This is a genomic window from Serratia sp. (in: enterobacteria) (assembly GCF_051654945.1).
Classification (GTDB): Bacteria; Pseudomonadota; Gammaproteobacteria; order Enterobacterales; family Enterobacteriaceae; genus Chania.
On sequence record NZ_JBOFZA010000076.1, the window covers coordinates 118,254 to 144,311 of the forward strand.

Below are 26,058 nucleotides of genomic sequence, written 5' to 3' on the forward strand. Positions count from 1 at the left end.
CCCGGGCAAAAAATCTGCTTCGCCTGTCATTGGCGATAGATGGCCCTAGAAATCCAATTGAACGACGGCACCTACCAAGCGCGGCCGCTGAATAACTGCCGTAGAAACGTCGTTATTCATCACCATGATGCGTTTGTCCGAATCAAACAGGTTTTGCGCAAACACGCTGATACGCCCTTGCTTGAAGGTGTAAGCCAGCTGCATATTGGCAATCACTCTGGAGGGGATTTTCCCGCGCTGATCGTTGTCGTACTGGGAATAATAGGTATCGGAATACGTCACGTTGCCGCTTAATTCCACGCCGGGCATAAGATTATATTTCGCCCCAATATTGGCAGTGGCTGCCGGCGCACGCGGTAATTCATGCCCATCGATCCTGCTGTCGGAGAATTTCTTGATTTTGGTTTTTAATAACCCCACCGAGCTATTGAGCTCAAAATTCACCGTCGGTTTCCAGATAGCCCCAAGCTCAGCGCCATAGGTTTCGACCTTATCTGCATTGCGGATCATCATTGAACTCATGTTGGAGTCCAGGTAATAAGGCAACTGCATGTCTTTGTAGTCGTTATAGAACAGGTTGGTGATGATCTCGATATCAAGATCCTTGATGCCATGGCGGCTATACAGCTCATAGTTCCAGACATATTCGGGATCGTAGGTATAGTCGATCAACGGCGCGGAAAACGTCATTCCCGCCCCCCCGCCGTTATAGCCGCGGGCCACCTTGGCACCAAAGGTTTGCCGCGATGCAGGCTTCCACGCGATATCCAGTTTGGGCAGGAACACATCCCAGGTTTCATCAAAATCGACCTTACGCGCCTTGCCGCCTTTGCGTTGACGGTGCTCTCTCTCCACCCGGCTGGCGACGGTAATATCAATCTGGGGCAACGCAGCCCAGGTCAGTTCGCCAAAGGCGGCGTAGGTATCTGTTTTATCCTTGAACGGGCTACCGCCTGGAAACAGGTTCACAAACTCATCCTGCGAGGCATGGAAATAACGCGCACCAACCAGGCCGCGCCAACGATCGTTTGGTGTGCCGAAAAGCACCAGCGGCTCTATCTGCCACTCTTTCCCTTCAATGTCGGCCCACGGCAGCGTTTCGACGGTGCGGCGATGGTTACTAAAATCAGTATAAATAAACTTGTTCTGGACGCTTAACTGCTCCGATGGCTCCCAGGCGATATCCCAGATACCACTGGTGGATTGAGTCTCAATAACCGGGCGACGCCGGTCAAAACGGGCACTGACGTGGTTGGCCGGGCTTAACGCTTCATTCTGCGGCGCTTGGCTCTCATAGTGATTGATCGCCAGCTTGGTAGTGAGATCGCGCAGCCCGGCCGGGTTGTACAACAGCTTCCCACGGACGTTGGTCACTTCGATTTCACGCGGATTGCCTACCGGCTCGTAGGAGATCAGATCGACGAAACTCTCCCGCCGCTGGCGATCGGCGCTCAGGCGAAACGCCAGTTGATCCTCAACAATCGGTCCCGAGAGCATGGCGGAAGTTTGAGTCGAGTCCTGATTACCGCCCCCGGCTCTGACTGCCGACGTCCAGTCAAACGTCGGATCCTTGCTGCTCATCACCACCGCACCGGCAATCGCATTGCGTCCCTGAATGTAGTTCTGCGGCCCTCGATAGACTTCGACCCGTTCCATATCCCACAGGGATTGCGGCCCGACGGCCAGTTCGTTGTAGGTCAGGGAACGTCCATCCAATGAGAGATTCATGCGTGGCCGCGTACCGCTCAGGAAGGCGTTGGCCCCATTGGCCGGCCCTGAGCCATCAATGCCACGAATGGTGGGGATATCGTTGCCAATACCGGTATCCACGACGTTGACCGTCATTTTTAATAAGTCGGACACCTGTGCTGCGCCGGGCAGAGATTCGATTCGCGCATCGTCAAAGACCTCAATACTTGAGCTGGTATCGTAAATAGTGCGCCTTACTTTTTCGCCGGTGACAATAATGGTTTCTGGTTCGTTATTGTCACTGCGTATTGGGGGAGTATCGGCAGCAATAGCCTCCGCCGCGACAAAGACACATAACCCCAGAATGGCAGAGGGAATATCATATTTCTCAGAAATACGGTGAGGCCGGTTACATAATGGAGCCGATATTTTCTTATCACTCTTTAGTTCGCTCATTGATCTCTCCTTTGCCAAATGCGCACTAAATTTGTAGTTTTTCAACTGAGCGACAAAGAACACACTGCTTATTAGCTGGCCTTTGCGGCCTTATTATTCGTCATCCACTGGCATTTCCCGAGGTACGTCAACCAGAAGGCAAGCACATTTATCGTTACAAACGATAATCATTTACAAAGTTGAATGCAAACCAATTTGATCAAAAATGCGACGCGCATCCTAAGACTTAGCGGGAGTCACTGCGCAGCAACAGCACCAGCAAATATCCCCCACCGATTACCCCAGTCATTAATCCTACCGGCATCGTCAGCCCTGATGGCTGTAGCTGAGCGGCAATATCGGCCCCTAACAACAGGCAGCCGCCCACCAGCCCCGCGCTGACCACCGGCAGGTTCGGGCTGCGTGTCAGGCGCATTGCCAGCTGTGGCGCCATGAGTGCGATAAAAGCGATCGGCCCCGCCGCGCTGGTTGCCACCGCAGCCAGGATCACCCCACAAAACGTCATGATCTTGCGGGTTAGCTGCACTCGGACCCCCAGTTGGTTGGCAACCTCATCCCCCATTTTTATGATGTTTTGCTCCCTGGCACACATCAGCACCACCGGCAATAACAACGCGATGCTGGTGGCTACCGGAATAACATGCAGCCAGTTTCGCCCCTGTGTGGTTCCCGCCAGCCATAGCGTGGCCATCACGGCATTATCAACATCGCCCTTCACCAACATCAGGCCATTCAAGGCGCTGAGTACCGCGCCGACGCCAATGCCCATCAATATCAGGCGATATCCCTTTACCACACCGTGATGGTGGGCTAACCAGTAGACCAGCAGTGATGTTGCCAACCCCCCGGCCACTGCCGACAACACAATCGCTACGGGGCTACCGTTGAGCAGTACAATCTGCACAATTGCACCGGTTGCCGCACCGGTGGTAAAGCCGATGACGTCTGGCGACCCGAGCGCATTACGCGATACCGACTGAAAAATCGCCCCGGAGATGCCCAAGGCGCAGCCCACCAAAACCGCGGTCAACACACGCGGCAGACGGATCGCCCTGACAATTTGCTGTGCCATGGGGTTGCCCTCTCCGCTTATGGCCTGCAAAACGCTTGATAGCGGCAGCGTAAAGCGCCCGACCGTCAAAGCGAAAGCGGCAGCAACCAGCAGCAGAGAGACCAACACCAGGCATACCAGCACCACCCTGTTGACACTCATACCCGCCCCCCCTGCCAACGCTTTACCAACCACACAAAGCAGGGGCCGCCAATCAGCGCCACCATGATGCCAACGCTGACCTCACCGGGATAACCAACCACGCGCCCCAGAATATCCGCCAGCAGCACTACCACGGCAGAAAACAGCATGGCCCAGGGCAATAGCGCTTGATGCTGCGATCCGGCAACGGCACGGGCAAAATGCGGCGCGGTCAGGCCAACAAAAACGATCGGCCCAGCGGCTGCCGTGGCCGCACCAGCCAGGATCACGATAATTAACGCGGACATCGCCACCAGCCAGCGTGGATTAACGCCGAGCGCCTGGCCGGTATCCGAGCCGAGCGCCGCAATATCCAACATTTGGCTGCCTGCCAGTGCCAGCAACAGGCCTGCTCCGACCAGCATCGCAACCGGAAGCAGTACGTCGAATCCCCTTCCCTGTAACGATCCAATCACCCAGTGCCGAAAGCGATCGAACGCCTGCGTGTCACTATTGATGATGACAAGCTGCGTCAGGCTAAGCAGCACAATGGTTAACGCGGCCCCGGCCAACACAATCTTCACCGGGTTATTGCCATCAATGCCGCCAATCAGCAACACCGCAATGCTGACTAGCGCCGCACCTGCCATGCCAAACCACATAGTGCTAAAGACATCCGACACATTAAACAGCGCAATCGACAGGACGATCGCCAACGTGGCACCGGCATTCACACCGAGCAAACCGGGATCCGCCAGAGGGTTACGGGTAAGCGTCTGCATAATGACGCCAGCTGCGCCAAGTGCCGCCCCGACCACCATCGCCAATAAGGTGCGCGGCAACCGCAGATAGCAGACCAGCAAATGCTCGCTATTGTGCGGATCAAACCGCGTGAGCGCTTGCCAAATCACCGCTGGCGCAATGGTGCGAGCACCGAAATACAGGCTGAAGTAACCAAGAACCAGCAGTAAAACCAAGCCAAGGATCAGGCAATTCGGCCGCATTTCAGCGCTCCTGCATCGAACCGTTGGGAAAATGGCGGACAATTTCCGCCACCATCTCACTGGCACTGTAGTAATCCACCCGGAACGCATGCGCACCCAGGCTGAAAACCCTGCCTTGTTGTACCGCAGGCAAGCGCTGAAGCAGGGGATCATGCAAAAACTCGTTGATCCTGACGTCGCCTGCACTCAGCAGAAACGTGGTACCCGCCGTTAACTGCGTCAGATTCTCATATTCGGCCCAGATAAAGTCACCGGAGCGGGTAAGATTGCTTTGCCAGGCCGGATTCGGCGCTTCGATCGAAAACCCCAGCGACTCCAGTAAACGGGCATGGACGCTCGTGGGTGTCGCAATGGGGTTGACCGTTCCCGGGCCGTTAAAATTGATAATGTTGGCTTGCCCGGCAGGGATGCGGATCTGCTGGCGGGCATTGGCAAGCCGCGCGTCAAAACCAGCGATCCGTTGTTCAACCTGTGCCTCAAGGCCCAGCGCGCTTCCCAGCTCACGGGCCAAAGCTTGCCAGGTCTGGTTGCCGTAATTGACGATAATCACCGGCGCGATGGCCCGTAGTTCAGCCAAATGGGCGAAAGATGAGTCGGCGCCATTGAGTGAGACGATGATTAAATCAGGCGCTATGGCATAAACCTGCTCAAGGTCGATGCTGCCAGCGGGCCAGATCTTGGCGATCTTCCGCTCTTCAGCCACCGCGACCCACTGACCGAAGAATTGGCCATTCACCGCCGTCGCGCTGGCAACAACCGGCGCATCTATAGCCAATAGCGTTCCGGTGACGCTGACGGAGGTAGAGAGGATACGCGAGGGGGGCGCCATGATGTGGGTTACAGAACCCTCCGCGTTGTTAAACGTCCTTGGCCAGCCTTGCGCAAAGCTTTGGCCGCAGGCCAACAACCAAGCAAATAACAATAAAACCATCCGTTTATCCCGTAAAAACCTCATCTTCTGCTTGCTCCCTGTACATGACTGCGAAGTGCCATATCAACGCTCGGCGGAGTGAACCCATGTGCTTCACATAACCTTACTCTGCGCAATGTATCGCCAACAACAAAAAAGTAATAATTTTCATTCTCATTAAGGTTTGCTATATATTTATACGGCTTCCGTTGGCAATTCAGGAACGATATGCAATGAAATCATTGACTCCAATGCAGGTGGCTTCATGGGTAGGCAGGCAATCTCCGCAGGCATTAGGCGGCGTTGCCGCGCATTTGTACGCAGAATTCGATGGCGCTATTACCGATATCCCTCGCTTTCGTCACGCAGTGGACGCTCTCTATCGCGCGCACCCAATGCTGCGTCTTCATGTCACCGCCGAAGGGCAACAGCATGTGGTTTCCCATCACCCACCACCGGGCGTTGATGATTTTTGCCACCACCCACCAGCGGAGGTGCAACGATTGCTGGCTGACAAGCGGCAGCGGATGGAGAACCAGCAACTGCTGCGGGATAAAGGCCATCCCTGCGAAATCAGCCTGACGTTATTACCCGGGCACGCCAGCCGGCTGCATATCGATCTGGATATGATCGCCGCTGATGCCATCTCTTTTCGCATCGTGGTGGAAACTCTCGCCCGCTTCTACCAACAGCCACCGCCATACTGCACCCCAGTGATGGAGGCAGCCTGGTTTCGCTACCTGGTTCAGCGCACCAGCGATCCACTGGTGCTCAGTGCCAGAGAACAGGATCGCGTCTGGTGGCGACAGCGTTTACCCGACATTCCCCCTGCTCCTCCCGTAGCCGGTACGGACAGGCAATGTCAGACCCGCAGAATGGCAATCCTGCTCACTTCCCAAACCAGCCATGCCTTGCAGCACTGCGCGCGCCGGCACCATCTGACGTTAAGCTCGCTGTTCCTTGGGTTGTTCACCCTGACAATGGTTGAAGGCTTCAGGCAGCCCGCGCTGCGTATCAATGTGCCGACCTTCTTCCGCGATCCCGGGATTGCTGGCTGTACTGACATCGTCGGTGATTTCTCCGACCTGTTATTATTCAGCGCCGATTTACACTGCGAAAAAACGCTGCTGCATCATTGCCAGCGCACCATGGCGCAACTGCACGAAATCATCAGCCATGGCGGCTATTCCGGGGTGAGCGTGATGCGCGATCTTTCGCGTCTGCATGGCCAGTTGCAATATTCGCCCATCGTCTTTACCGCCGGGTTCGGCATTTCCGGAGGCGTACTGTTCTCTGAGCAGGTCAGCAGGCAATTGGGTAAGTTGGCTTGGGTAATCTCTCAGGGGCCGCAGGTCGCGTTGGACGCACAGGTGGCCTGGGTTGACGATGGAATACTGATCAACTGGGACGTGCGTGAAGACGCATTTCCCCCTGGCCAGCTGCATCAGCTTTTTACGCGTTTTCATGCATTCGCCGAGCGCCTGGCTGCGGCACCGCAACACATTCATGACAACGTCTCCCACTGGTTGGCAGTGCCACACCGGGAAAAGGGAATGGGCAAACCGTTAACGTCGCTCCAATTGGCCTATCTGCTGGGCAGAAGTGAACAATGGCCACTCGGTGGCGTTGCCATGCACGATTTCAGAACCTTTCGGGGGCACATCGATCCCGCGCATTTTCGCCTTCGGCTGGCAGAGTTAGTCAATCACTTCGTAGCGTTGCGCACCTGGATCGATACGCAAGCCCAGCAGTTGCACATCCTGCCTCAACTGGAACCTCAACTGGAAGAGATCGACCTGTGCAATGCCAGTGAAGAAGACGCGGCCAAGCAAGTGCGTCAGCTACGGCAGCATTACCAACAGCTATGCCACGATCCGTCCTCACCTCCCTGGCGGATCATTCTGATTACCTTACCTGGCGCAGCGGAGTCCCTGATATTCACCAGCTTCGATGCGCTGATCCTCGACGGGCAAGGGATTTCACATATCATCGCCCGGCTATTTGATCAGCGGCCACTGAAGGCATATACGTATGACGAAGCACCGCAGCTAGAGGATGAAAAACAGCGGGAACGGGCAAAAGCCTGGTGGCAAGACAAACTGGCACAGGCCGTTACGCCTTGCCGGCTTCCCTGGCTGCAACCTTTGGGCGAGATCGTACATCCCCGCTGGCGGCGCGAACAACAAACCCTGGATGCCAACCACCTAAAACAACTCACGCGCCTTGGCACGTCCCAGGGATTGTTTGCCAACACGACGCTGTCAGCTATCGTGCTAGACACGCTGGCGCTGTGGTCGGAGGATGAAGCGCTCACGGTCGGTATACCCGTTGCCTTCCCAGCCAAAGAGGGGCACCCCACCAATCGATCAACGTTTATTGCCATTCACTATGTTCGTCACCGCCAACCGCTAAACGAACATGCCCAACGTTTGCAGGAAGATATTCTTGGCGGATTGCAAAACCTTGCCTGGTCGGGTGTCGATCTGGCTCGTCAGTTAACACCGCGAACCGCACGTGGTCCGGCGCTACCGGTGATCCTGACCAACTGTCTGAATTGGGAAACGCTACCGGCTAACGCGACAATTCGTGCCGAAGGTGGTCTGACCCAAACGCCGCAGGTCGCTCTGGATATTCGCCTGATGCACGATGAGCAGCATAATCTGCTGCTGATTGCCGATTATGTTGAGCAGGCGCTGGCACCTGAGCAGGTAAGCGCCATGCTGAGCGCCATCCATCAACGCATGTTGCGGATGGTCTCGCAGGGTTCGCTGGATGTTCCCGTCCGCGAGGCGATGAATTACCCGCATTACCGGGCTAATACGCCCATTTGCGCCGCCGTGAGCGATGATTTTCTGGGCCGCATCGCAGAAAATCTCTATTCCGGCGCTCGCGATGGGGTAGCGGTGATCTGCGGGGAACAACAATTACGCTGGCAGGCGCTCGGTGAACTCGTCGCCAGCATGGCCAACGGACTGCTCGCGCGCCAATTGGTGGCGGGAAGCGTAGTGGCGATCTACCTGCCGCGTAACCTGGAGCATATCGCTATCTCGCTTGCCTGCGCGCTATTAGGGATAGTCCGGGTGCCGATAGATATCAATTCGCCAACGCAACGGGCGCGTTATTTACTGGAAAATTGTCAGCCTCATCTGGTGATCAGTGATGAAGAGGCTGCGATCCCTGGCTCAGTCACGCCCGAAGCGCTCAAATCCACTGATGTCTGCCCACCCCGGTTTAACGCTCAGAGCAACAGCAATCAACCCGCCTATTATCTCTATACCTCTGGCACCACAGGCAAGCCAAAATGCGTCGTGCTGAATAACCGGGCAACGGCCAACGTGCTTGGGCAAACCCTTGCTCACTGGCAGATCACCGAACGGGATGTCTTTATCTCGGTGACACCGTTACACCATGATATGTCGGTCTTTGATGTGTTTGCATCGCTCAGCGTTGGGGCAACGCTGGTACTACCCGCCAAGTGCGAGGAGAAAGACGCCATCAGTTGGGGCCGCCTGGTTGAACAACACCGGGTCACGCTATGGTGTTCCGTACCTGCGATCCTGGAAATGCTGCTGGATTGTGCCACTCCAAACCAGCTCTCTTCGCTGCGGCTAGTGGCTCAGGGCGGTGATTACCTTAAACCGGCAACGATCCAGCGCTTACGGGCAAGGCTCCCTCATCTGCGGCTGATTTCGCTCGGCGGCCCGACGGAAACGACCATCTGGAGCATCTGGCACGAGATCGCTGCAAGCGACGTGGCCCCCATTCCTTATGGCACGCCGCTGGTTGGCAATCAGTATTTCATCTGCCATGACAGCGGTGAACACTGCCCTTGCGGTGTTTCAGGGCGTATCCATAGCGCAGGGGTTAATCTGGCCTGTGGCTATCTGGAAAATGGGGTTCTGGTGCAGCACGACTTTGTTAACATTATGACGCCAGAAGGTATTTGCGAACGAACGTTCCGCAGCGGAGATATTGGCTACTACCGGCCAGATGGCGTCATCATGTTTGCCAACCGCATTAATGGCTATGTCAAAATTCGCGGCGTGCGGGTTTCGTTGCCGGAAATCGAGGAGGCGTTGCGCCAACATCCAGCCATTGACGATATTGTGGTGCTTGATTACGCGGTGGACGACACAGCCGATAAATCGCTGGGCGCAGTCTATTTGTCCCGTGAGTCAACGCCACTCAACGCGTCGGAGCTACGCAACTTCGCGCAGCGCTATTTGCCCGGAACTCACATCCCTGGCCGCTTTATACTGCAAACTCACTTTCCCCTCTCGGCGAATGGCAAAGTCGATCGCCATGCGCTGCGTACCAAACTCGAGCAATCTCATTCGACAACGCCTGTCACTTCTTCGACGCCACAGCAAAAAGTGCTGGAGATCTACAGCTCCGTGATAGATCAACAGTTGCAGCCTGAATGGCACGCACAAACCCCGTTTCTTGCCATGGGCCTGAAATTCAGCCATATGCCAACGCTGACAGAGAAACTCAACTCGGCGTTTAGCGCTTCGTTATCAGTGGCAGCGTTGATAAAGTGCAAAAATGCCGCAGAGGTTTGTTTGCTACTGCAATAAAAAGCCTATCTCCGCCAGCAGTGGTCATTGCTGGCGGAAGATCCTATGCGTTTAGCAGTGGGTAAACCGGTTGCTGCCCTTCGTGCATCATCGCCCTGCGGAGGAAGTTGTCCAGATGGATGAACATCTCCTCTACGTTCTGCCCGGCATACATCTGCGGGTCAGCATCAATGTCGATGTGCAGCTCACTGGCATCCGTGCGGCCACGCCAGGTAATGTTAAAGCCATCCCCAGGGCCGCTTGCCATCACTTCGCGTTCTACTGCACAACCGGCAAACTGCGGAGGATCGAAGGGGAGCACATTGATTAACGGCGAGAAGAAGTAGCGCGTCCCCTTCCCTAGTCCCTGATCGGCGGCCAACGTTTCAATGCGGTAGCGCCCATGAGTACGCAGGTCACGCAACGTTTTCGCGATGCGTTTGACGTAATCGGCCACCCGCTCCTGCGGGTCGATTTGAATAAAAAGCGGCAGAATATTCACCGCCAGCGCCGGCACGCAGGCTGCCACCTTGCCCCGGCGATTCATCACTGGCACCCAGATGGGATGAACCTCTGCGCGCTCCTCCCCATAAAGCTGAAACGTCAGCCAGGCAGCGGACAGCGCCAGCAGCAAATCAGGCCAGCCGACATCACAACATTCGGCAAAAGCACTCAGTTGCTGGCTAAAATACCCAGGTAGCATCGCTTCGCTGTGCAGACATTCCGCACCGTAGTCCTCTCCTCCCTTCTTCAATACGGGAAGCGAAGGCCCATGGGCCACATAGCGACGCCAATACTCCGCGTCCTGGCGAGATTTTTCGCTGTTGGCGTACTGCTGCTCTTCGGCCAGAAAAGCATAAAACGCGCCGAATGGCTGGCTAGCGACCTTTTTTTGTCTCAGAGTGCGATAAAGCTCAGCGAGGCGATGTTCAATCAGCGCCATGCCAAAGCCATCAATAATAATGTGATGCGCCCGGATATAAACCGTGTAATGCGCGGGAGAAAAGCGGAACAGCCAGACGGCCGCCAGCGGTTGACTCAGCAAGTTGAGCTGGCCCTCGATATCGGCCTGCATCATCAACTTGGCAACGTCAGCCTGCTGTAGCTCAATCTGGCGTACTTGGGGACACCGTTGGGGATTGCAGCGCTGTAGCGGTAAGGCATCACGATCGGGCTGTTGAAACTGGATGGCAAAGACATCGGTTTCGACCGTCACCTGTTGCAACGCCGCCAACAACGCCTGTTCATCCAGTTCGCCGCGTAGCGTAATGCAGTGTGCAACGGTCGAGACAGGCTGATGCGGGTGAAAGGTAAACTCTTCCCAGAAATCAAATTGCGCCGGTGTCAGTGACAGCCAGCGGAGTGACTGAACAGTTTCCAACATGTTCCATCCCTTTTCAGTTTTATCAGTGTGGTGAAACAGCGACGTTGGTTCACCATCCGGTAAACGCCCTGTCTCGTTGCAGAAAACACCCGACATACTCAGCACTGAAATTGAAAAGAATAGTTTGCTCGATCTGACTGGATGAGTGGCCCATCCTTTAATTTAAATAATAATCATTATCATTGGAGAATGAAATAGCTTTATTACGCTTTCCGCTAACGCTGGCGGTGGGAACAACAGAAGGGAAGAGGATGCCGCAGAAATGACGAAGCCCTGAGTTATTGCTAACTCAGGGCTTCTGAATGTTGGCGGAACGGACGGGGCTCGAACCCGCGACCCCCTGCGTGACAGGCAGGTATTCTAACCAACTGAACTACCGCTCCGCAACGTTCCCTCTTGCGGGGGAACGAGCCGAATATTACGGTTGCCTCGCCGTTCCGTCAACGTCTTTTCTTATAAAAAGAGTCGTTTGCACAGTTTTTCAACTAACCGTCACGCATTATGCCGCTCAGGCGCCATTTTTATCCTGAGAGACCGTTATTCAGCCTCCGCGCCACCACGCCACAGGCAACTGCCGCCCTTCTTGAGCACCAGATCCAGACGTGCTTCATGAGCCTGCACTTCTTCGTCACTGGCATAAATCACCTTCATTGCCGTAGCCGGACGCTGGATACGTTGAATATCCTGGGTGGAGTCCGTCTGCTGGGTGTCCCCTTCCATCTGGAAAGCCATCGAAGTCTGACCACCGGTCATCGCCAGATAGACTTCCGCCAGGATCTCGGCATCGAGCAAAGCGCCGTGCAGCGTTCGCTTGGTGTTGTCTATCTCGTAACGGTTGCACAGGGCATCGAGGTTATTACGTTTGCCCGGGAACAGGCGACGCGCCATTAACAGGCTGTCGGTGATGGTGCAGAAGGTATCCGTCTTCGGGATATCGCGCTGCAACATGCGGAATTCGTGATCCATAAAGCCGATATCGAACGATGCGTTATGGATGACTAACTCACCACCACGGATAAAGTCGATGAATTCAGCGGCGATCTGATCGAAAGTAGGCTTGTCCGCCAGGAATTCATCGCTGATCCCGTGCACGCCATAAGCTTCCGGATCCACCAGCCGATCGGGCTTGACGTAAACGTGGAAGTGGCGCCCGGTCAGGCGGCGGTTGATCACCTCAACGGCCCCGATCTCAATGATGCGGTGCCCTTCGTAGTGAACCCCTAGCTTGTTCATACCGGTGGTTTCGGTATCGAGAACGATCTGTCTGGTTGGTGTAACGATCATATTGATGTGCTCGTAGCGCTGGTTTATGTCAGACTTGGCTTTTATAAAACTGATAGGAAGAGTCTACCAGAGATGCTTAAACAGGTAGAAATTTTCACCGACGGCTCTTGTCTCGGTAATCCAGGCCCCGGCGGTTACGGCGCAATTCTGCGCTATAAGCAGCACGAAAAATTGTTCAGCGCGGGTTATTACCTGACAACCAATAACCGTATGGAGCTGATGGCCGCCATTGTGGCCCTCGAAGCCTTGACCACCCCTTGCGAAGTGGTGCTGAGCACCGATAGCCAGTACGTGCGCCAGGGGATCACCAGTTGGATCCACAACTGGAAAAAGCGCGGCTGGAAAACCGCCGATAAAAAACCGGTGAAGAACGTCGATCTCTGGCAGCGTCTGGATCTGGCGATTGCCCGCCACACCATCCGTTGGGAGTGGGTCAAAGGCCATGCCGGGCACCCGGAAAATGAACGTTGCGACGTGCTGGCTCGCGATGCGGCTGGCAGCCCTACTCAGGATGACGTCGGCTACAAACCCGAAGCTTAAGGCAGTTTACGATAGCTCTTGGTCGCGCCCACTGCGCGGCCGAGAGACTGTTTTCTCGCCCCCATCCTCATCGGCGTTGGCGTCAGCGGCAGGGTTCTCTTGCGGGCCACAATCACGCTCATACAACCGAGCGCCGGTAAATGCGTACTCAAGAAAGTGCCCCCCTTACGCTGCCAGGGCAACACGTGGAAACGCGTCTGCTCCAACACCTCATAATTAAGCAGGCTAAGCCAGTCCAGCAAACGCATCTGGGTAAACATCCGGCTGACGTAAGGCTGGCGTTTGCGCAACCTGGGGATCAGTTTGCCTAAGCCAAGCAGGCTGAAGGGATTGAAGCTACTGATCACCAACCAACCATCATCGATCATCACGCGATCGACCTCACGCAACATGCGGTGCGGGTCATCGGCGTAGGAGAGCGTATGGGCGAGCAGGCAGGCATCGACGGACTTGGCGGCAAAGGGCAACTGATAGGGATCGGCCAGCACATGCAGGTTACCCCCGGCCAATCCCACGTTAACCTGATGCGAGATGGCACAGATTTCCGTATCCAGTTCGGCACTGAGATTGCCAATCTTCAGCAGATGAAAACCAAACATCTTGGACCACCAGGGCTGTAACTGTTGCTCCAGCGCCTCACGATAGTATTCCCCCCACGGCAACCCGGCCCAGGAATAGGGGCTGGTGAGCTTTTGTAGAGTCTGGGCTGGTTTCATGCTTAAGTATCTCTTTCAAACCGTTGCCTACGAGAGGTGTTCCATGAATCTTATCAGCATTCCCGCTTTTCAGGACAATTACATTTGGTTATTGGCTGACCAGCAAGGGCACTGCGTGATCGTCGATCCTGGCGAAGCTGGCCCGGTACTGAAGGCGCTGTCTCAGCAACAACTGACGCCCGATGCCATATTATTGACCCATCACCACCACGACCATGTCGGCGGCGTGGCGGCAATCGTTGCGCAATATCCGGATCTGCTGGTTTACGGACCGGAAGAAACCGCCAATAAGGGAGCAAATCGGCGGGTTCATGATGGCGATATCCTGGAAATTGGTGGACGCCGCTACACCACCATCGCGGTTCCCGGGCATACCCTGGGGCACGTGGCATTCTACAGTGAGCCTTATCTTTTCTGTGGAGACACGCTTTTTTCTGCGGGCTGCGGACGGCTGTTTGAAGGAACTGCGGAGCAAATGTACCACTCATTTCAACGGCTCGCGCAACTTCCCGATGAAACCCTGATTTGTTGCGCACACGAGTACACGCTCTCAAACCTTAAGTTTGCCAGGACAATATTGCCGCAAGATCGCCAAATTGAAACATATCAGCAACAAATAGAGCAATCAAGGGCAAAAGGAGTATCTAGCCTGCCCACAACGCTGCAATTAGAGCGTAAGATTAATCTATTTTTACGTTGCCATGACACTGATTTACAAAAAGAATTAGGCTTTAATTCACCCCCAAGGCAGCTTCATTCAGTTTTTTCCGAATTACGCCTGCGCAAGGATGCCTTCTAAGCTTTTAGTTGTGTTTTTTGATTAAGCAAAGTATCCTTGCTCGTCTTTTAAGCAACTATATTGACACACACATGAAGGCTAAAGCGATACTTCTCGCCTCGGTCTTGTTGGTCGGTTGCCAGTCATCCAGGCAGGATGCACCGGCACCAACGCAACACGCACAGAGTCTGTCTTCGGCAGGTCAAGAAAGTGAAGCAGGAGAGTACACAGCGAGTTCGGCACGGTGGCTAGACAGTAACAATAGCGCCACTCAGCAGAATCTGTGGAACTTCATTAGCGACGAGCTGAAGATGGAGGTTCCGGAAAACGACCGGATCCGTGAACAAAAAAGAAAATATTTAAAAAGTAAGAGCTATCTCCACGATGTAACACTACGGGCAGAGCCGTACATGTACTGGATAGTCGGGCAGATTAAGAAACGCAATATGCCGATGGAACTAGTACTGCTACCCATAGTGGAGAGCGCTTTTGACCCTCACGCCACGTCAAGTGCCAATGCCGCAGGGCTATGGCAGATCGTGCCGCAAACGGGTCGCAATTATGGTTTGAAGAACAATCAGTGGTATGACGGGCGCCGTGATGTTGTGGCCTCGACAACCGCTGCGCTTAACATGATGGAGCGTTTGAACCGCATGTTTAACGGTGACTGGTTACTGACCATCGCCGCGTATAACAGTGGTGAAGGCCGAGTCATGCAGGCGGTTAAGGCGAATAAACGTCAGGGTAAGTCCACCGAGTTCTGGGCATTGTCGCTTCCGCGTGAAACGTCAATCTATGTCCCGAAAATGCTGGCACTGAGCGATATCATCAAGCACAGCAAAAAGTACGGCGTCAAGTTGCCAAAAACTGACGAAACCCGTGCACTGGCGCGTATTGATGTCGGGCAGCAGATCCAGTTGACTCAGGCGGCAGAGATGTCTGGGCTTTCACTCACCAAGATGAAGGCTTACAACCCTGGCTACAAGAAAGGCGTTACGGCACCTAATGGGCCCCATTACATCATGGTTCCCAAAAAGAATGCCGCACAGTTGAAAGACTCGTTGGCCGACGGACAGATAGCTGCGACAGTACCAACCACTCAGTTGGCGAAGAACAGCGGCCTGTCAGGCGGAAGTGCGTATAAGGTTCGCTCCGGCGATACGTTATCCACCATCGCCAAACGCTTGAACGTTAAGACCAGCGATTTGCAGAGTTGGAACAATTTGCGTGGCAAGAGCACGCTGAAAGTTGGGCAAACCCTGCAAGTGGCCAGCAATGCCAGAGATAACAGCAGCATCACCTATCAGGTACGTAAAGGTGATTCGCTCTCCAGTATTGCACGTCGTCACGGCGTCGAAATTAACGACGTGATGCGTTGGAACTCAACGCTCGGCAAAGGCAGCAGTCTGCAACCCGGTGTGAAACTGACCCTGTTTGTCAGCAACAAATCGTCACCGGAAACCTAAGCTTGCGCCACAAAAAAAGCATCCCTCGGGATGCTTTTTTATTGCCCAGTTTTTGCTACCAGATCGGGGGATCGGTTTGCGGATGGAACTCCACCAGCAACGGATTGTGGTCTGAGGCCTGAGTCACCAGTACCGATGCCTCGGTGACGCCCAGGTTGCGGTAAAAGATAAAGTCCAGCGGGCGACCAAAGGCTTTGCGGCGATGATCGTTGGCGAAGTTAACCTCGTGCAACGCCATATCGCTGGCAAACTGATACAGCGCATTGATGCGCTTGCGGCTCCAGGCGTTAAAATCCCCTGCCATGATCACCGGCCCCCGATGCAGCGCAATCTGCTCACCAATCGGGCCAAGCTGTTTACTGTAAACATCAACCCCCAGGCTAAAGTTCACCGCGTGGATATTCACCACCATCAACAGCTCGCCGTTGAACAGCGGGTAAACGGTGATCAACGCTGACTTGGCCAAACGCAACAGCGGCTCCCGTTCGCGCAACGGGCAACAATAAACCGGATGAGCCGCCGCCAAAGTCATCACACCGGAAGGATGTTGCGGCAACACAAAGGCCGGCACCTGATCGGCGGCCAGATAGTGAGAGGTGGCAAAACTGACCAATTCCGGCGTGGTCTGCGCTTCTTGCAACAGCACCAACTGGGCATCTTTGCCGAAGTCTTTCAACACCGACAGCCAATCAGCACGCTGCTGCTTGAAAATATTCCATACCATCACCCGCAGCGCGCCAGATGTAGGCAACGCGGCCCCAGGCGGCAGCGGCTGATTGATAGCACCAGGGAAAATCCGTTCAACTGGCTGGCCAGCAACATACCTCATTGCATAAGTTCGTTTCGGCACGTTTTTCGCCTATTTCCCATTCGGATGAACATCAAGTTGGCAGCAGTATCGCTACCGGGATCCCATTGAGTATACGCCTGAGCTGAACGACCAGCATGGCTTTTGACATTATGTTATAGGGGCGAGGTGGGTTAAATTCAATTGATCAAGCGTATAGGTCTGTAAAGGTTAGCGGTAAAAATTGATAAATGCGAAAAGGCCCGCAGATGCGGGCCACGAACATGAGGGCTAGACGGACTCAGGCAAACTGCCGTTGGTATTGTTTATCCAAACGACCGCTAAGGCCAATCAACAGCAGCGCACCCACCACAATCAACGCTCCGATCCAAGGCGTTTGTGCCAGCCCTAGCGAGGCGACGGTCTGCCCACCAACCACCGAACCCAACGCGATCCCCACATTGAACGCCGCGATATTCAGGCCAGAAGCCACGTCTACCGCATTCGGCGTGTACTGCTCGGCCTTCTGCACCACATAAACCTGCAAACCAGGGACGTTACCAAAGGCAAATACTCCCATCACGACCACCGTCAGCAACGCGGCAACGCTGTGGCTGGCAGTAAACTGAAACACCAGTAACAAGGCGGCTAACGCGGCAAAGATAAAGCTCAGCGCCCGCACGGCACCATGACGATCGGCCAGTTTGCCACCCCAGATATTACCAATGGCCACAGCAATACCGTAGGCCAGCAAGATCCAACTGACCGCTGGGGCTGAGAAGCCAGCCAGTTCCTGCATCATCGGGGCCAGGAAGGTAAAGGTGGTGAACACACCGCCGTAGCCAAGCGCGGTAACGGCGTAAATCAGCAGCAGACGCGGGTGAGTCAGCACTTGCAGCTGATCGCGGATGCTGGCGCTGGCCTGATTTTTGATGTCGTTCGGGATCAGGATCAGGCTGGCAATAATCGCTATCATGCCGATCAATGACACCGCCAGGAAGGTCTCACGCCAACCGAAGTGCTGGCCGATAAAGGTACCCAACGGTACGCCGGTCACCAGTGCAACGGTCAAGCCACCAAACATGATGGCGATAGCCGAAGCCGCCTTCTCTTTAGACACTAAGCTGGTCGCAATGGTAGACCCCACCGAGAAAAATACCCCATGCGCCAGGCCAGTCAGTAAACGAGCGACCACCAGCGATTCATAGCTCGGTGACTGCCAGGCCAGCAGGTTGCCAAGGGTGAACAACACCATCAGGCCTACCAGCAACATCTTGCGCGGCACGCGGCCGGTTAACGCGGTCAAGACCGGCGCACCAATCGCCACCCCAATGGCATAGAGGGTCACCAGCAGCCCAGCGGACGGCACTGTGACGTTCAACTGCTCTGCGATGGTCGGGATCAGTCCGACAATCACAAATTCCGTGGTGCCGATAGCAAAGGCACTGATGGTCAAGGCAAGTAAAGCGAGAGGCATAGCTAACTCCAAAAAACATTCGGGTTGATGGCGGTGATTATCTGCCTATGCTTAAATGATAAAAATGCTCAAAATTTCAAATAAATTTTGCTGATGGAGCAATAATGAAGGCGAATTCGGATGAACTGATCACCTTTGTCACGGTGGTGGAAAGCGGTAGCTTCAGCCGCGCAGCGGAACGCCTGGAACAGGCAAACTCGGTGGTCAGCCGCACGGTGAAAAAACTGGAGAGTAAACTGGGGGTTACGCTGCTCAATCGCACCACCCGCCAGATCAGCCTGACGCAGGAGGGGGAGAGCTATTTCCGCCAGGTGCAGAGAGTCCTGAGCGATATGGCTGCGGCAGAAAACGCGCTGATGGAGAGCCGCTTGCAGCCCCGAGGTCTGTTACGCATCGATGCCGCAACGCCGGTCGTGTTACACATGCTGACCCCCTTGGTGGGCGAGTTTCGCGCTCGCTACCCGGAAATGTCGCTCTCGCTGGTTTCCTCAGAAACCTTTATCAACCTGATCGAGCGTAAGGTCGATATCGCCATCCGCGTGGGGGAACTGACAGACTCAAGTTTGAAGGCGCGTAAACTGATGACCAGCTATCGAAAAATAGTGACGTCACCGGCCTATCTGCAGCAGTTCGGTACTCCGCAAACCGTGGAAGAGTTGGCGCATCACTGCTGCATCGGCTTCAACGATCTGCCCAACCTGAACCGCTGGCCATTAGCCTGCGCCGACGGCCGGCAGTTGGAGATCACGCCAGGGCTGACCACCAACAGCGGAGAAACCCAGCGCCACCTGTGTCTGCATGGTAACGGCATCGCCTGCCTGTCGAACTTTATGATCGATGAGGATATTCAGCGCGGGGATTTAGTGCAGATCCTGGTCAAGGAAACGCTGCCGGTAGCCGTACCGGTCAATGCGGTGTATTACAGCGATAGCGCCGTGAGCAACCGCCTGCGCAGCTTTATCGACTTTCTCAGCGAGCATCTGGCCCCCCGCTAGTCTTTACGATGCTGCAACCAGAATGCCGCTGGCGTCAGGTCACCCAGTTTCTTTTGCGGCCACTGTTGATTGTAGTTAGTGCAGATTGCTTGCAGCACGGCATCCAGCGAGAGGTTTTCCGCCGCCGGCAGTAGCTGCGCCAGTTCGCTTTCAAGCCGCAGCACCCTCTCCATTTGCGGGAGCGCGGGCTGTTGCAACGTCAGCCCTTGCTCCTGGCACCATAGCTGTAACGGATGCGTCTGGGATTCGCTGTTACCGAACAGCTTTTTATTTTCAGTCTCAATAGATTGGATACCACCAGGGCAGTGCGATAACAGTTCCTTCAGCCAGTTGACCACCAGCACCGGCGAGGCTCCCGCAAAGGCTCGTGCGTTCAGCCAGCCGCTGACCTTTTCCTCGGCCCACAATAGGTGCTGCTCGCCGCCATCTGCGGCCAGCAGGCTAATTCTTTGATAATAAAGGGCGAGAGTCCCAGGTTGTGCTCCGGCTTTCAACGCCTTCTTCCCTCGCAGCGCCCTGCCCTCATCCTCATTACGCTGGCCAACGCCACGCAGATAGCGATCCAATCCCGCACGAGAGATGGGCTGTTGCATGCCCTGATTCACCACCACCAGCAACTCATCCAGCGGCAACTGCAATTTTTGTCTCAGCCAGTTGATCAGCAGGCTCTGCTCATCCGTCAGCACCTTGCGGGTCGTTTTAGGCACCGTATGACGATCGGCTACGTCCTGCCGCTGCCGCCAGCGGCGCACCGTCGCCACGGAAATGCCTAGCTCTTGCGCCAATTCACGATCGCTTTTAGCCGATTGCTGGATATAACGCCGTACCCGCGGGGTCGTGGTCGCATTGGCATGCAGCTTGATTTCCATCGTTAACTCCACACTGAAATTGATGCTTTATCATAACCAATCTTGTGAGATATTTTATAAATTCGCCTCACACTGTGAACTGATTCACCTTTCTTTAAAATCCATTCACTGATAATCCCAATCAATCAATCGCCACCCTTACCTGTTTTCTCCAATCAGCCTACCTACGGGGTTTAGCATGAACAACGTTCTGGGATTTCTTGAAGCCAAGCTGATGCCGCTGGCGGCCAAGGCCGCACAGCAGCGGCATTTGTGTGCCATCCGCGGTGCCTACGTTTCCTTTATGCCGTTCATTATCGTCGGCTCGATCCTGTTGGTGATTTCGTCATTCCCCAATCAGGGTTACCAGCAGTTTATGGCGGGCCTGTTTGGCGCCAGCTGGAGCAATATCATCGAGATCCCGTTTAACGCGGTGTTCTCCACCATGTCGTTGTTCGTCAGTTTCCTCACCGCTTATCGCCTGGCGGAACATTATGACGAGGATCGCGTCTCCAGCGGTATTCTGTCACTGGTATGCTTCCTGATCCTGACGCCGTTTATCAAAGTGGAAGCTCTGGGTAACGTCAGCGTGATCCCAACCGAGTGGATCGGCAGCAAAGGGCTGTTTGTCGCCATGATTGGCTCACTGCTGTGGACCGAACTGTTCTGCTACCTCAAGCGCCGCAAGCTGATCATCAAAATGCCGGAAGGCGTGCCACCTGCGGTACAGGAATCCTTCGCTGCCCTGCTGCCTGCGCTGTTCGTGATTATCCTGGTACTGGCCATCCGTATTCTGTTCGAACATACCAGCTATCAAACCATTCACCAGTTCATTTATAACGTCGTTGCCACGCCGGTACGCCACTTTGGCACCTCTTATATCGGTGCACTGCTGACGGTATTGAGTATCACCATTCTCTGGTCGGTCGGCATCAACTCCGGTTCGATGGTTAACGGCATTATTCGCCCGCTGTGGATGGAAAACCAGACCGACAACATCGCCGCTATCCAGGCCGGTGTCACGCCACCGCACATCGTTACCGAACAGTTCTTCGATATGATCTGGATGGGCGGCGCCGGGGCCACTCTGTCGTTGGTGATCGCCATCCTGTTCTTTGCCCGTAGCAACAGCATTCGCGAAGTGGGTCGTATGGGGGCGGCGGCTTCAATCTTCAACATTAATGAACCGATCCTGTTTGGCCTGCCGGTGATCATGAACCCCATCATGCTGATCCCCTTCAACCTGGTGCCAGTTGTGTTGGTTACTGTGCAATATGTAGCGATGAAACTGGGAGCAGTAGCCGTCACCACCGGGGTATTTATCCCCTGGACGCTGCCACCGGTGATCAGTGGATTTATCGTGACCGGCCATTTGAGCGGCAGCCTGATGCAGATCGTCAACCTGCTGATCGGTGCCATGCTGTATCTGCCTTTCCTGCGCATTCTGGACAAACAGTATCGCGCAGCCGAAACATCAGGAGTTTGATATGTGGGGAATGATTGCAACCTGGCGTATGGCGCTGGAAGGTGTCACTCAGGCCAGTAGCACGCTGAAAGCCGGAGCTAGCGCCGCACAAAGCGTGGTCAGCGCGGTTGCTGAAGTGGAGGACTTTCCGTTTTATAAATCCGTCGGGTTCGGCGGTCTACCGACCGAAAACGGTGAGGTAGAACTGGATGCCGCCTTTATGGATGGCGATACGCTGGCCTTCGGCGCCGTTGGCAACCTGGTGGATATCGCCAACCCGGTGAAAGTTGCCCAGGCACTGAGCCGCGAGCGCTTCAACAGCGTGCTGGTAGGAACTGGCGCGCGCGAATGGGCTCTTAGCCAGGGCTTTGCCAACAAGACCATGCTGACCGAACGCGCGACCCAGCACTATCGCAAACGCTGCCGTGAAACCATCGACAAGGGCCTCAGCCCCTATGATGGCCACGATACCGTCGGCATTATCGGCCTCGATCTGCATGGCTCAATGAGCGTAGCCACCTCAACCAGTGGGCTGTTTATGAAACGCCGTGGCCGCCTGGGGGATTCACCGGTGATCGGCTCCGGCTTTTACTGTGACAGCCAGATTGGTGCCGCCACCGCCACTGGCGTGGGTGAAGACCTGATGAAAGGCTGCACCAGCTATGAAATCGTGCGCCGCATGCAGCAGGGTATGACACCACAGCAGGCCGCTGATTCAGTCGTGTTTGAATTGGAAGATCGTTTGATAGCCCGCTTTGGCCGGGTGGGCGATCTCTCGGTGGTTTGTATGAATCGGCAAGGAGAGTTTGGCGTTTCTACCAATATCAAAACCTTCTCGTTTGTAGTCGCCAGCGCTATCCAGCCACCGACGGTCTATCTGGCAGAACGCCGTGCCGAGCACACTCACTACACCCCAGCCAGCGAGCAATGGCTAACCGACTATGCCGAGCGCATTCGCGCGCCGATTGAGGAGATCCATTTTGATTAATTACCGACTACAGAGTGAAATATCCACATGGGATGTCAACAGCCATGTGATTAGCTACCCTGGCAGCACGTTGCCATTGCCCTGTAACCCTACCCTACTACAGGAACTGCAAGCCACCGCCCAGCAGCAAACCGCCGACTGTGCCTACGGCTGCGCTCCGGCAGGTCGTGTCACGCTGTTGCCAAAAACGTTCTGGCTTGATGAGCACACCAGCAAGCTGATCACCGCACTGCGCCCCCTACTACGCAGCGGCAACTGTACGCAGTTGATCGTCGACTGCACGTTGCTTGATCACGACAGCCTGCCGGTGCTGAACCCTCTGCTGCATTTCCTGTTCAACCTGGATTATCAACTGAGCGATCTCGGCCTGAAACAGGCAGAGGCGATCCCTGCGCCACGTATTCAGGAATGGGTGTTCTATTGCCTGCCAGAACAGCGAACAACGCTTGCACCGCTTCTGTCGCAAGCGGCAGCCACAGCCATGGGAATGAAGGCGGCGCGGCGCATTGCCGACCTGCCAAGCGATCGTTGCACCCCGGCGTTTTTTGCCAGCGAAATTGCCCGGCAGATAGCACACTATCCCAGCCTGAGTTGCGAAGTGTTGGATGAACAGCAGATCGCAGAACAGGGCCTGGGTTTGTTACAGGCCGTCGGTAAAGGTGCCGATAATCCGCCGCGCCTGGTGGTGATACGCTATCAAGGTAGTGATAGCGGCCCCTACAGCGCCTATGTGGGTAAAGGCATCACCTTTGATACCGGCGGCTTATGGTTAAAGGGCGGCGATGGCATGTACACCATGAAATATGACATGTGTGGTGCCGCTAACGTCTTTGGCCTGATGCTGGCGGTCGCAGAACTCAAGCTACCAGTACGTCTGGTCGGCGTGCTGGCACTGGCGGAAAATATGATTGGCCCGGCAGCGATGCGCCCCGGAGATGTCGCAACCAGCTACAGCGGCCTGACCGTCGAAATCAACAATACCGATGCCGAGGGGCGGCTGGTGCTGGCCGATGGTATCGCTTACGCCAGCAGGTTGACCGATAACGATCAATCACCAGAATACGTGATCGATCTGGCTACGCTCACCGGTGCGGTGGTCAAAGCCTTGGGTTACGATCTTAGCGGCCTGATGACCGAGGATGAGAACCTGCGTCACGATCTCACCCAGGCAGGCCTGCACAGTGGCGATCCTCTGTGGTCTTTACCGCTAGGCCCGCGTTTCAGCAAGCAGGTAGAAAGCACTATTGCCGACCTGTGCAACACGCCGACCAACAATGCGGCGATCAGCACCTCCGCCGCCTATTTCCTGAGCCGTTTCAGCCCGGCGGATATCCCCTGGGCACACCTTGATATCAGCGGTACCGCGCTAACGCGCGAAAATGGCCGTAGCGTTGCTTCTGGCCGACCGATCCCACTCTTAATCCAGCACTTGCTGGAACGTCTGGAGAAATAACATGAAAAAGATCCTGTTAGTGTGCGATTTAGGTATGTCCACCAGTCTGATGGTGAAGAAGATGCAGGAAGCCGCCAAGGCGCGCGGTATAGACGCCGAGATCTGTGCCAAATCGATCCGTGAATACAAAACGGCAGTGGCAGAATTTGACGTCGCGCTGCTGGGGCCACAGATCCGTTATAAGTTGGCCGAATGCGAGAAGATTGCCCACGAGCACAACAAGAAAGTCGCCTGCATCGATATGATGGCCTACGGCACCATGAAGGGTGACAAGGTATTGGATCAGGCGCTAGCGCTGATTGAGGAAGCCTGAGATGGATCTGGAAAACGAAGTGATGGAACTGATTGCCAATGCGGGTTACGCCCGCAGTCTGGTATTTCAGGCCATGCGTTGTGCACGCGAAGACGAAGATTTCGTGCAGGCCGAACAGTATATGCAGCAAGCGCAGGAGGCACTCTCTGGTGCTCATCACGTGCAAACCAAACTGATCGAAATGGACGAAGGCAGCGGTAAGATCCCGGTCCACCTGGTGATGGTCCATGCACAGGATCATCTGATGAACGCGATTATGCTGATGGAAATGGGCCGCGAGATTATCGCCCTACACCAAAAGTTCGCCCGTTAGCATGAGCTTGGCCGTCTGTGGCCTCAGAACCACAGACGGCAAAACCAGCTATCAATCCCAGTTTGGTGCCAGACCTTCCGGGCTAACCAGGCGGCCATTGCATTCCAAAGCGGCAATCTCGGCCATTTCTTCGTCAGACAACGTCAGTTGCTGGGCCAGCAGGTTACTTGCCAGGTTTTCACGCTTGGTAGAGGACGGGATCACCGCATAACCCAGCTGCATCGCCCAAGCCAGGATCACCTGAGCCGGGGTCGCGTTACGGCGCTGCGCGATGCTTTTGATAACCTCATCCTGCAATGCTTTGCCGTAAGCCAATGTCATATAAGAGGTGATGGCAATGCCATGCTGTTGGGCAAATTTAACCACCTGACGGTTTTGCAGATACGGTGATAGTTCGATCTGGTTAGTCGCGATCGCATCGGCACCCACGGCATCAATCGCGCGTTGCATCAACTCGGTGGTGAAGTTGGAAATACCAATCTGGCGTGTCAGCCCCAGCTCTTTCGCCTTGACCAGCTCGGCCATAGACTCGGCAACCGAGACTTCATCGTTTGGTGACGGCCAGTGGATCAAGGTCAGATCAACATAGCCGGTTTGCAGCTTTTTCAGGCTTGCTTGCAGGCTTGGGATCAGTTGGTCTTTGCCCAGATTGGCGATCCAGATCTTGGTAGTGATGAATAACGCTTCACGCTTAACGCCACTGGCTGCGATAGCTTGGCCAACAGCCGCTTCATTCTCATAGATTTGTGCGGTGTCGATGGCACGGTAGCCCAGTTCCAGAGCGGTGCTCACTGAATCGATCACCACTTGGTCTTGCAGACGGAAGGTGCCTAAGCCAAATGCAGGGATGCTCATAATTATGTTCTCTTGGTTTGTTTAGCGAAACGGTATGCAGAGATTATGGCAGCAGTTTTGTTGATCAAAAACGCCCTATTGTGCATAAGACTTTTGATTATCAGGCAACAATAGGGTTCTATTTGGCTGAAAATCCCCTCACCCCAACCCTCTCCCAAAGGGCGAGGGAGCTTTTCTGCGTCGTGGATAAGTGCGTGCTGCTTCGGGGAGAATAGAATTATCAACCAACTCGATCTACTCCCTCTCCCAAAGGGCGAAGGGGCTGTTCTGCGTCGTGGATGAGTGCGTGCTGCTTCGGGAAATGTAGGAATATCAACCGACTCGATCTGGTTCCCTCTCCTGGGGAAGAGGGTTAGGGTGAGGGGCTATCACTCAACTCAAATTGGCCTGCATTTAGCGTAAATTTTGCATATGAAAAAGCCCTGAGTCAGAGACTCAGGGCTTATCAATTAAGTGGCGGAACGGACGGGGCTCGAACCCGCGACCCCCTGCGTGACAGGCAGGTATTCTAACCAACTGAACTACCGCTCCACCGGTTCTTCTACGTCGCATCTTTCGATGCTGGCAAAATCATCTTGATGACTTTGCG

General features: G+C 54.9%; 21 protein-coding genes and 2 tRNA genes. 10 read left to right on the top strand and 13 right to left on the bottom strand.

Features of this window, described 5'->3' with window-relative positions; all coding sequences use genetic code 11:
* Positions 1-45: 45 nt before the first annotated feature.
* The 4 genes from ACRDCA_RS15855 to fepB form a co-directional block, all read right to left on the bottom strand.
* The gene (locus ACRDCA_RS15855) at positions 46-2,145 is read right to left on the bottom strand and encodes a TonB-dependent receptor (RefSeq protein WP_438690395.1); all 2,100 of its coding nucleotides are present in this window, start codon (positions 2,143-2,145) and stop codon (positions 46-48) included.
* Between the two features lie 226 nt (positions 2,146-2,371).
* Entirely contained in the window at positions 2,372-3,358 is a 987-nt protein-coding gene (locus tag ACRDCA_RS15860) for a FecCD family ABC transporter permease (RefSeq protein WP_438690396.1), read from the bottom strand.
* Complete coding sequence (locus ACRDCA_RS15865; RefSeq protein ID WP_438690397.1) at positions 3,355-4,341, bottom strand: FecCD family ABC transporter permease; 987 nt, start codon at positions 4,339-4,341, stop codon at positions 3,355-3,357. Before ACRDCA_RS15865 ends, ACRDCA_RS15860 begins: the two co-directional genes overlap by 4 nt.
* A 1-nt stretch (position 4,342) precedes the next feature.
* The gene (fepB, locus tag ACRDCA_RS15870) at positions 4,343-5,272 is read right to left on the bottom strand and encodes a Fe2+-enterobactin ABC transporter substrate-binding protein (RefSeq protein WP_438690398.1); all 930 of its coding nucleotides are present in this window, start codon (positions 5,270-5,272) and stop codon (positions 4,343-4,345) included.
* A 212-nt stretch (positions 5,273-5,484) separates the two neighbouring features.
* Between fepB and ACRDCA_RS15875 the strand changes: the two genes are divergently transcribed.
* Entirely contained in the window at positions 5,485-9,828 is a 4,344-nt protein-coding gene (locus tag ACRDCA_RS15875; RefSeq protein ID WP_438690399.1) for an amino acid adenylation domain-containing protein, read from the top strand.
* Between the two features lie 43 nt (positions 9,829-9,871).
* Here the strand turns inward: ACRDCA_RS15875 and ACRDCA_RS15880 are convergent, their stop codons facing one another.
* From ACRDCA_RS15880 to dnaQ, 3 genes are all read right to left on the bottom strand, one after another.
* A complete protein-coding gene (locus ACRDCA_RS15880) occupies positions 9,872-11,191 on the bottom strand; it encodes a condensation domain-containing protein (protein WP_438690400.1) in 1,320 nt (439 codons plus the stop codon).
* A gap of 306 nt (positions 11,192-11,497) precedes the next feature.
* Positions 11,498-11,574, bottom strand: a tRNA-Asp gene (locus ACRDCA_RS15885).
* Between the two features lie 154 nt (positions 11,575-11,728).
* On the bottom strand, positions 11,729-12,475 hold the full coding sequence (gene dnaQ, locus ACRDCA_RS15890; RefSeq protein WP_438690401.1) for a DNA polymerase III subunit epsilon: 747 nt from the start codon (positions 12,473-12,475) through the stop codon (positions 11,729-11,731).
* A 72-nt stretch (positions 12,476-12,547) separates the two neighbouring features.
* Here dnaQ and rnhA point away from each other — a divergent pair, with 72 nt between their 5' ends.
* Entirely contained in the window at positions 12,548-13,015 is a 468-nt protein-coding gene (gene rnhA, locus ACRDCA_RS15895; protein WP_021805638.1) for a ribonuclease HI, read from the top strand.
* Here rnhA and ACRDCA_RS15900 read toward each other — a convergent pair.
* On the bottom strand, positions 13,012-13,731 hold the full coding sequence (locus tag ACRDCA_RS15900; RefSeq protein WP_438690402.1) for a class I SAM-dependent methyltransferase: 720 nt from the start codon (positions 13,729-13,731) through the stop codon (positions 13,012-13,014). The two genes, rnhA and ACRDCA_RS15900, sit on opposite strands and share 4 nt — an antisense overlap.
* Positions 13,732-13,774: 43 nt before the next feature.
* Here ACRDCA_RS15900 and gloB point away from each other — a divergent pair, with 43 nt between their 5' ends.
* Together gloB and mltD are read left to right on the top strand one after the other, a co-directional pair.
* The gene (gene gloB, locus ACRDCA_RS15905) at positions 13,775-14,530 is read left to right on the top strand and encodes a hydroxyacylglutathione hydrolase (protein WP_438690403.1); all 756 of its coding nucleotides are present in this window, start codon (positions 13,775-13,777) and stop codon (positions 14,528-14,530) included.
* Between the two features lie 71 nt (positions 14,531-14,601).
* Positions 14,602-15,975, top strand: coding sequence for a murein transglycosylase D (gene mltD, locus ACRDCA_RS15910; RefSeq protein ID WP_438690404.1), 1,374 nt, complete (start codon positions 14,602-14,604; stop codon positions 15,973-15,975).
* A gap of 55 nt (positions 15,976-16,030) precedes the next feature.
* Here mltD and ACRDCA_RS15915 read toward each other — a convergent pair whose 3' ends face one another.
* On the bottom strand, positions 16,031-16,825 hold the full coding sequence (locus ACRDCA_RS15915) for an endonuclease/exonuclease/phosphatase family protein (RefSeq protein ID WP_438690405.1): 795 nt from the start codon (positions 16,823-16,825) through the stop codon (positions 16,031-16,033).
* A gap of 238 nt (positions 16,826-17,063) precedes the next feature.
* Positions 17,064-18,239, bottom strand: a complete 1,176-nt coding sequence (locus ACRDCA_RS15920) for an MFS transporter (RefSeq protein ID WP_438690406.1) — start codon at positions 18,237-18,239, stop codon at positions 17,064-17,066.
* Positions 18,240-18,343: 104 nt separating this feature from the next.
* On the opposite strand from ACRDCA_RS15920, the gene yafC reads away from it, so the two are divergent.
* Entirely contained in the window at positions 18,344-19,234 is an 891-nt protein-coding gene (gene yafC, locus ACRDCA_RS15925; RefSeq protein ID WP_438690407.1) for a DNA-binding transcriptional regulator YafC, read from the top strand.
* Here the strand turns inward: yafC and ACRDCA_RS15930 are convergent.
* Complete coding sequence (locus ACRDCA_RS15930; RefSeq protein WP_438690408.1) at positions 19,231-20,103, bottom strand: hypothetical protein; 873 nt, start codon at positions 20,101-20,103, stop codon at positions 19,231-19,233. The two genes, yafC and ACRDCA_RS15930, sit on opposite strands and share 4 nt — an antisense overlap.
* 178 nt (positions 20,104-20,281) lie before the next feature.
* Here ACRDCA_RS15930 and ACRDCA_RS15935 point away from each other — a divergent pair, with 178 nt between their 5' ends.
* Genes ACRDCA_RS15935 through ACRDCA_RS15955 form a run of 5 tightly spaced genes read left to right on the top strand, consistent with a single transcriptional unit; the run spans position 20,282 to position 24,614 of the window.
* Positions 20,282-21,568, top strand: a complete 1,287-nt coding sequence (locus ACRDCA_RS15935; protein WP_438690409.1) for a PTS sugar transporter subunit IIC — start codon at positions 20,282-20,284, stop codon at positions 21,566-21,568.
* Between the two features lies 1 nt (position 21,569).
* Complete coding sequence (locus ACRDCA_RS15940; protein ID WP_438690410.1) at positions 21,570-22,535, top strand: N(4)-(beta-N-acetylglucosaminyl)-L-asparaginase; 966 nt, start codon at positions 21,570-21,572, stop codon at positions 22,533-22,535.
* On the top strand, positions 22,528-23,988 hold the full coding sequence (locus ACRDCA_RS15945) for a M17 family metallopeptidase (RefSeq protein WP_438690411.1): 1,461 nt from the start codon (positions 22,528-22,530) through the stop codon (positions 23,986-23,988). The genes ACRDCA_RS15940 and ACRDCA_RS15945 overlap by 8 nt, the downstream gene beginning before the upstream one ends.
* Position 23,989: 1 nt before the next feature.
* Entirely contained in the window at positions 23,990-24,301 is a 312-nt protein-coding gene (locus ACRDCA_RS15950; RefSeq protein ID WP_025119656.1) for a PTS sugar transporter subunit IIB, read from the top strand.
* A 1-nt stretch (position 24,302) separates the two neighbouring features.
* Positions 24,303-24,614 (top strand): PTS lactose/cellobiose transporter subunit IIA, encoded by a 312-nt coding sequence (locus ACRDCA_RS15955; protein ID WP_025119657.1) that lies wholly within the window; start codon positions 24,303-24,305, stop codon positions 24,612-24,614.
* Positions 24,615-24,665: 51 nt separating this feature from the next.
* On the opposite strand, the gene dkgB is transcribed toward ACRDCA_RS15955, so the two are convergent.
* Together dkgB and ACRDCA_RS15965 are read right to left on the bottom strand one after the other, a co-directional pair.
* A complete protein-coding gene (dkgB, locus tag ACRDCA_RS15960; protein ID WP_438690412.1) occupies positions 24,666-25,469 on the bottom strand; it encodes a 2,5-didehydrogluconate reductase DkgB in 804 nt (267 codons plus the stop codon).
* A gap of 454 nt (positions 25,470-25,923) precedes the next feature.
* Positions 25,924-26,000: transfer RNA gene (locus ACRDCA_RS15965), tRNA-Asp, on the bottom strand.
* Between the last annotated feature and the right edge of the window lie 58 nt (positions 26,001-26,058).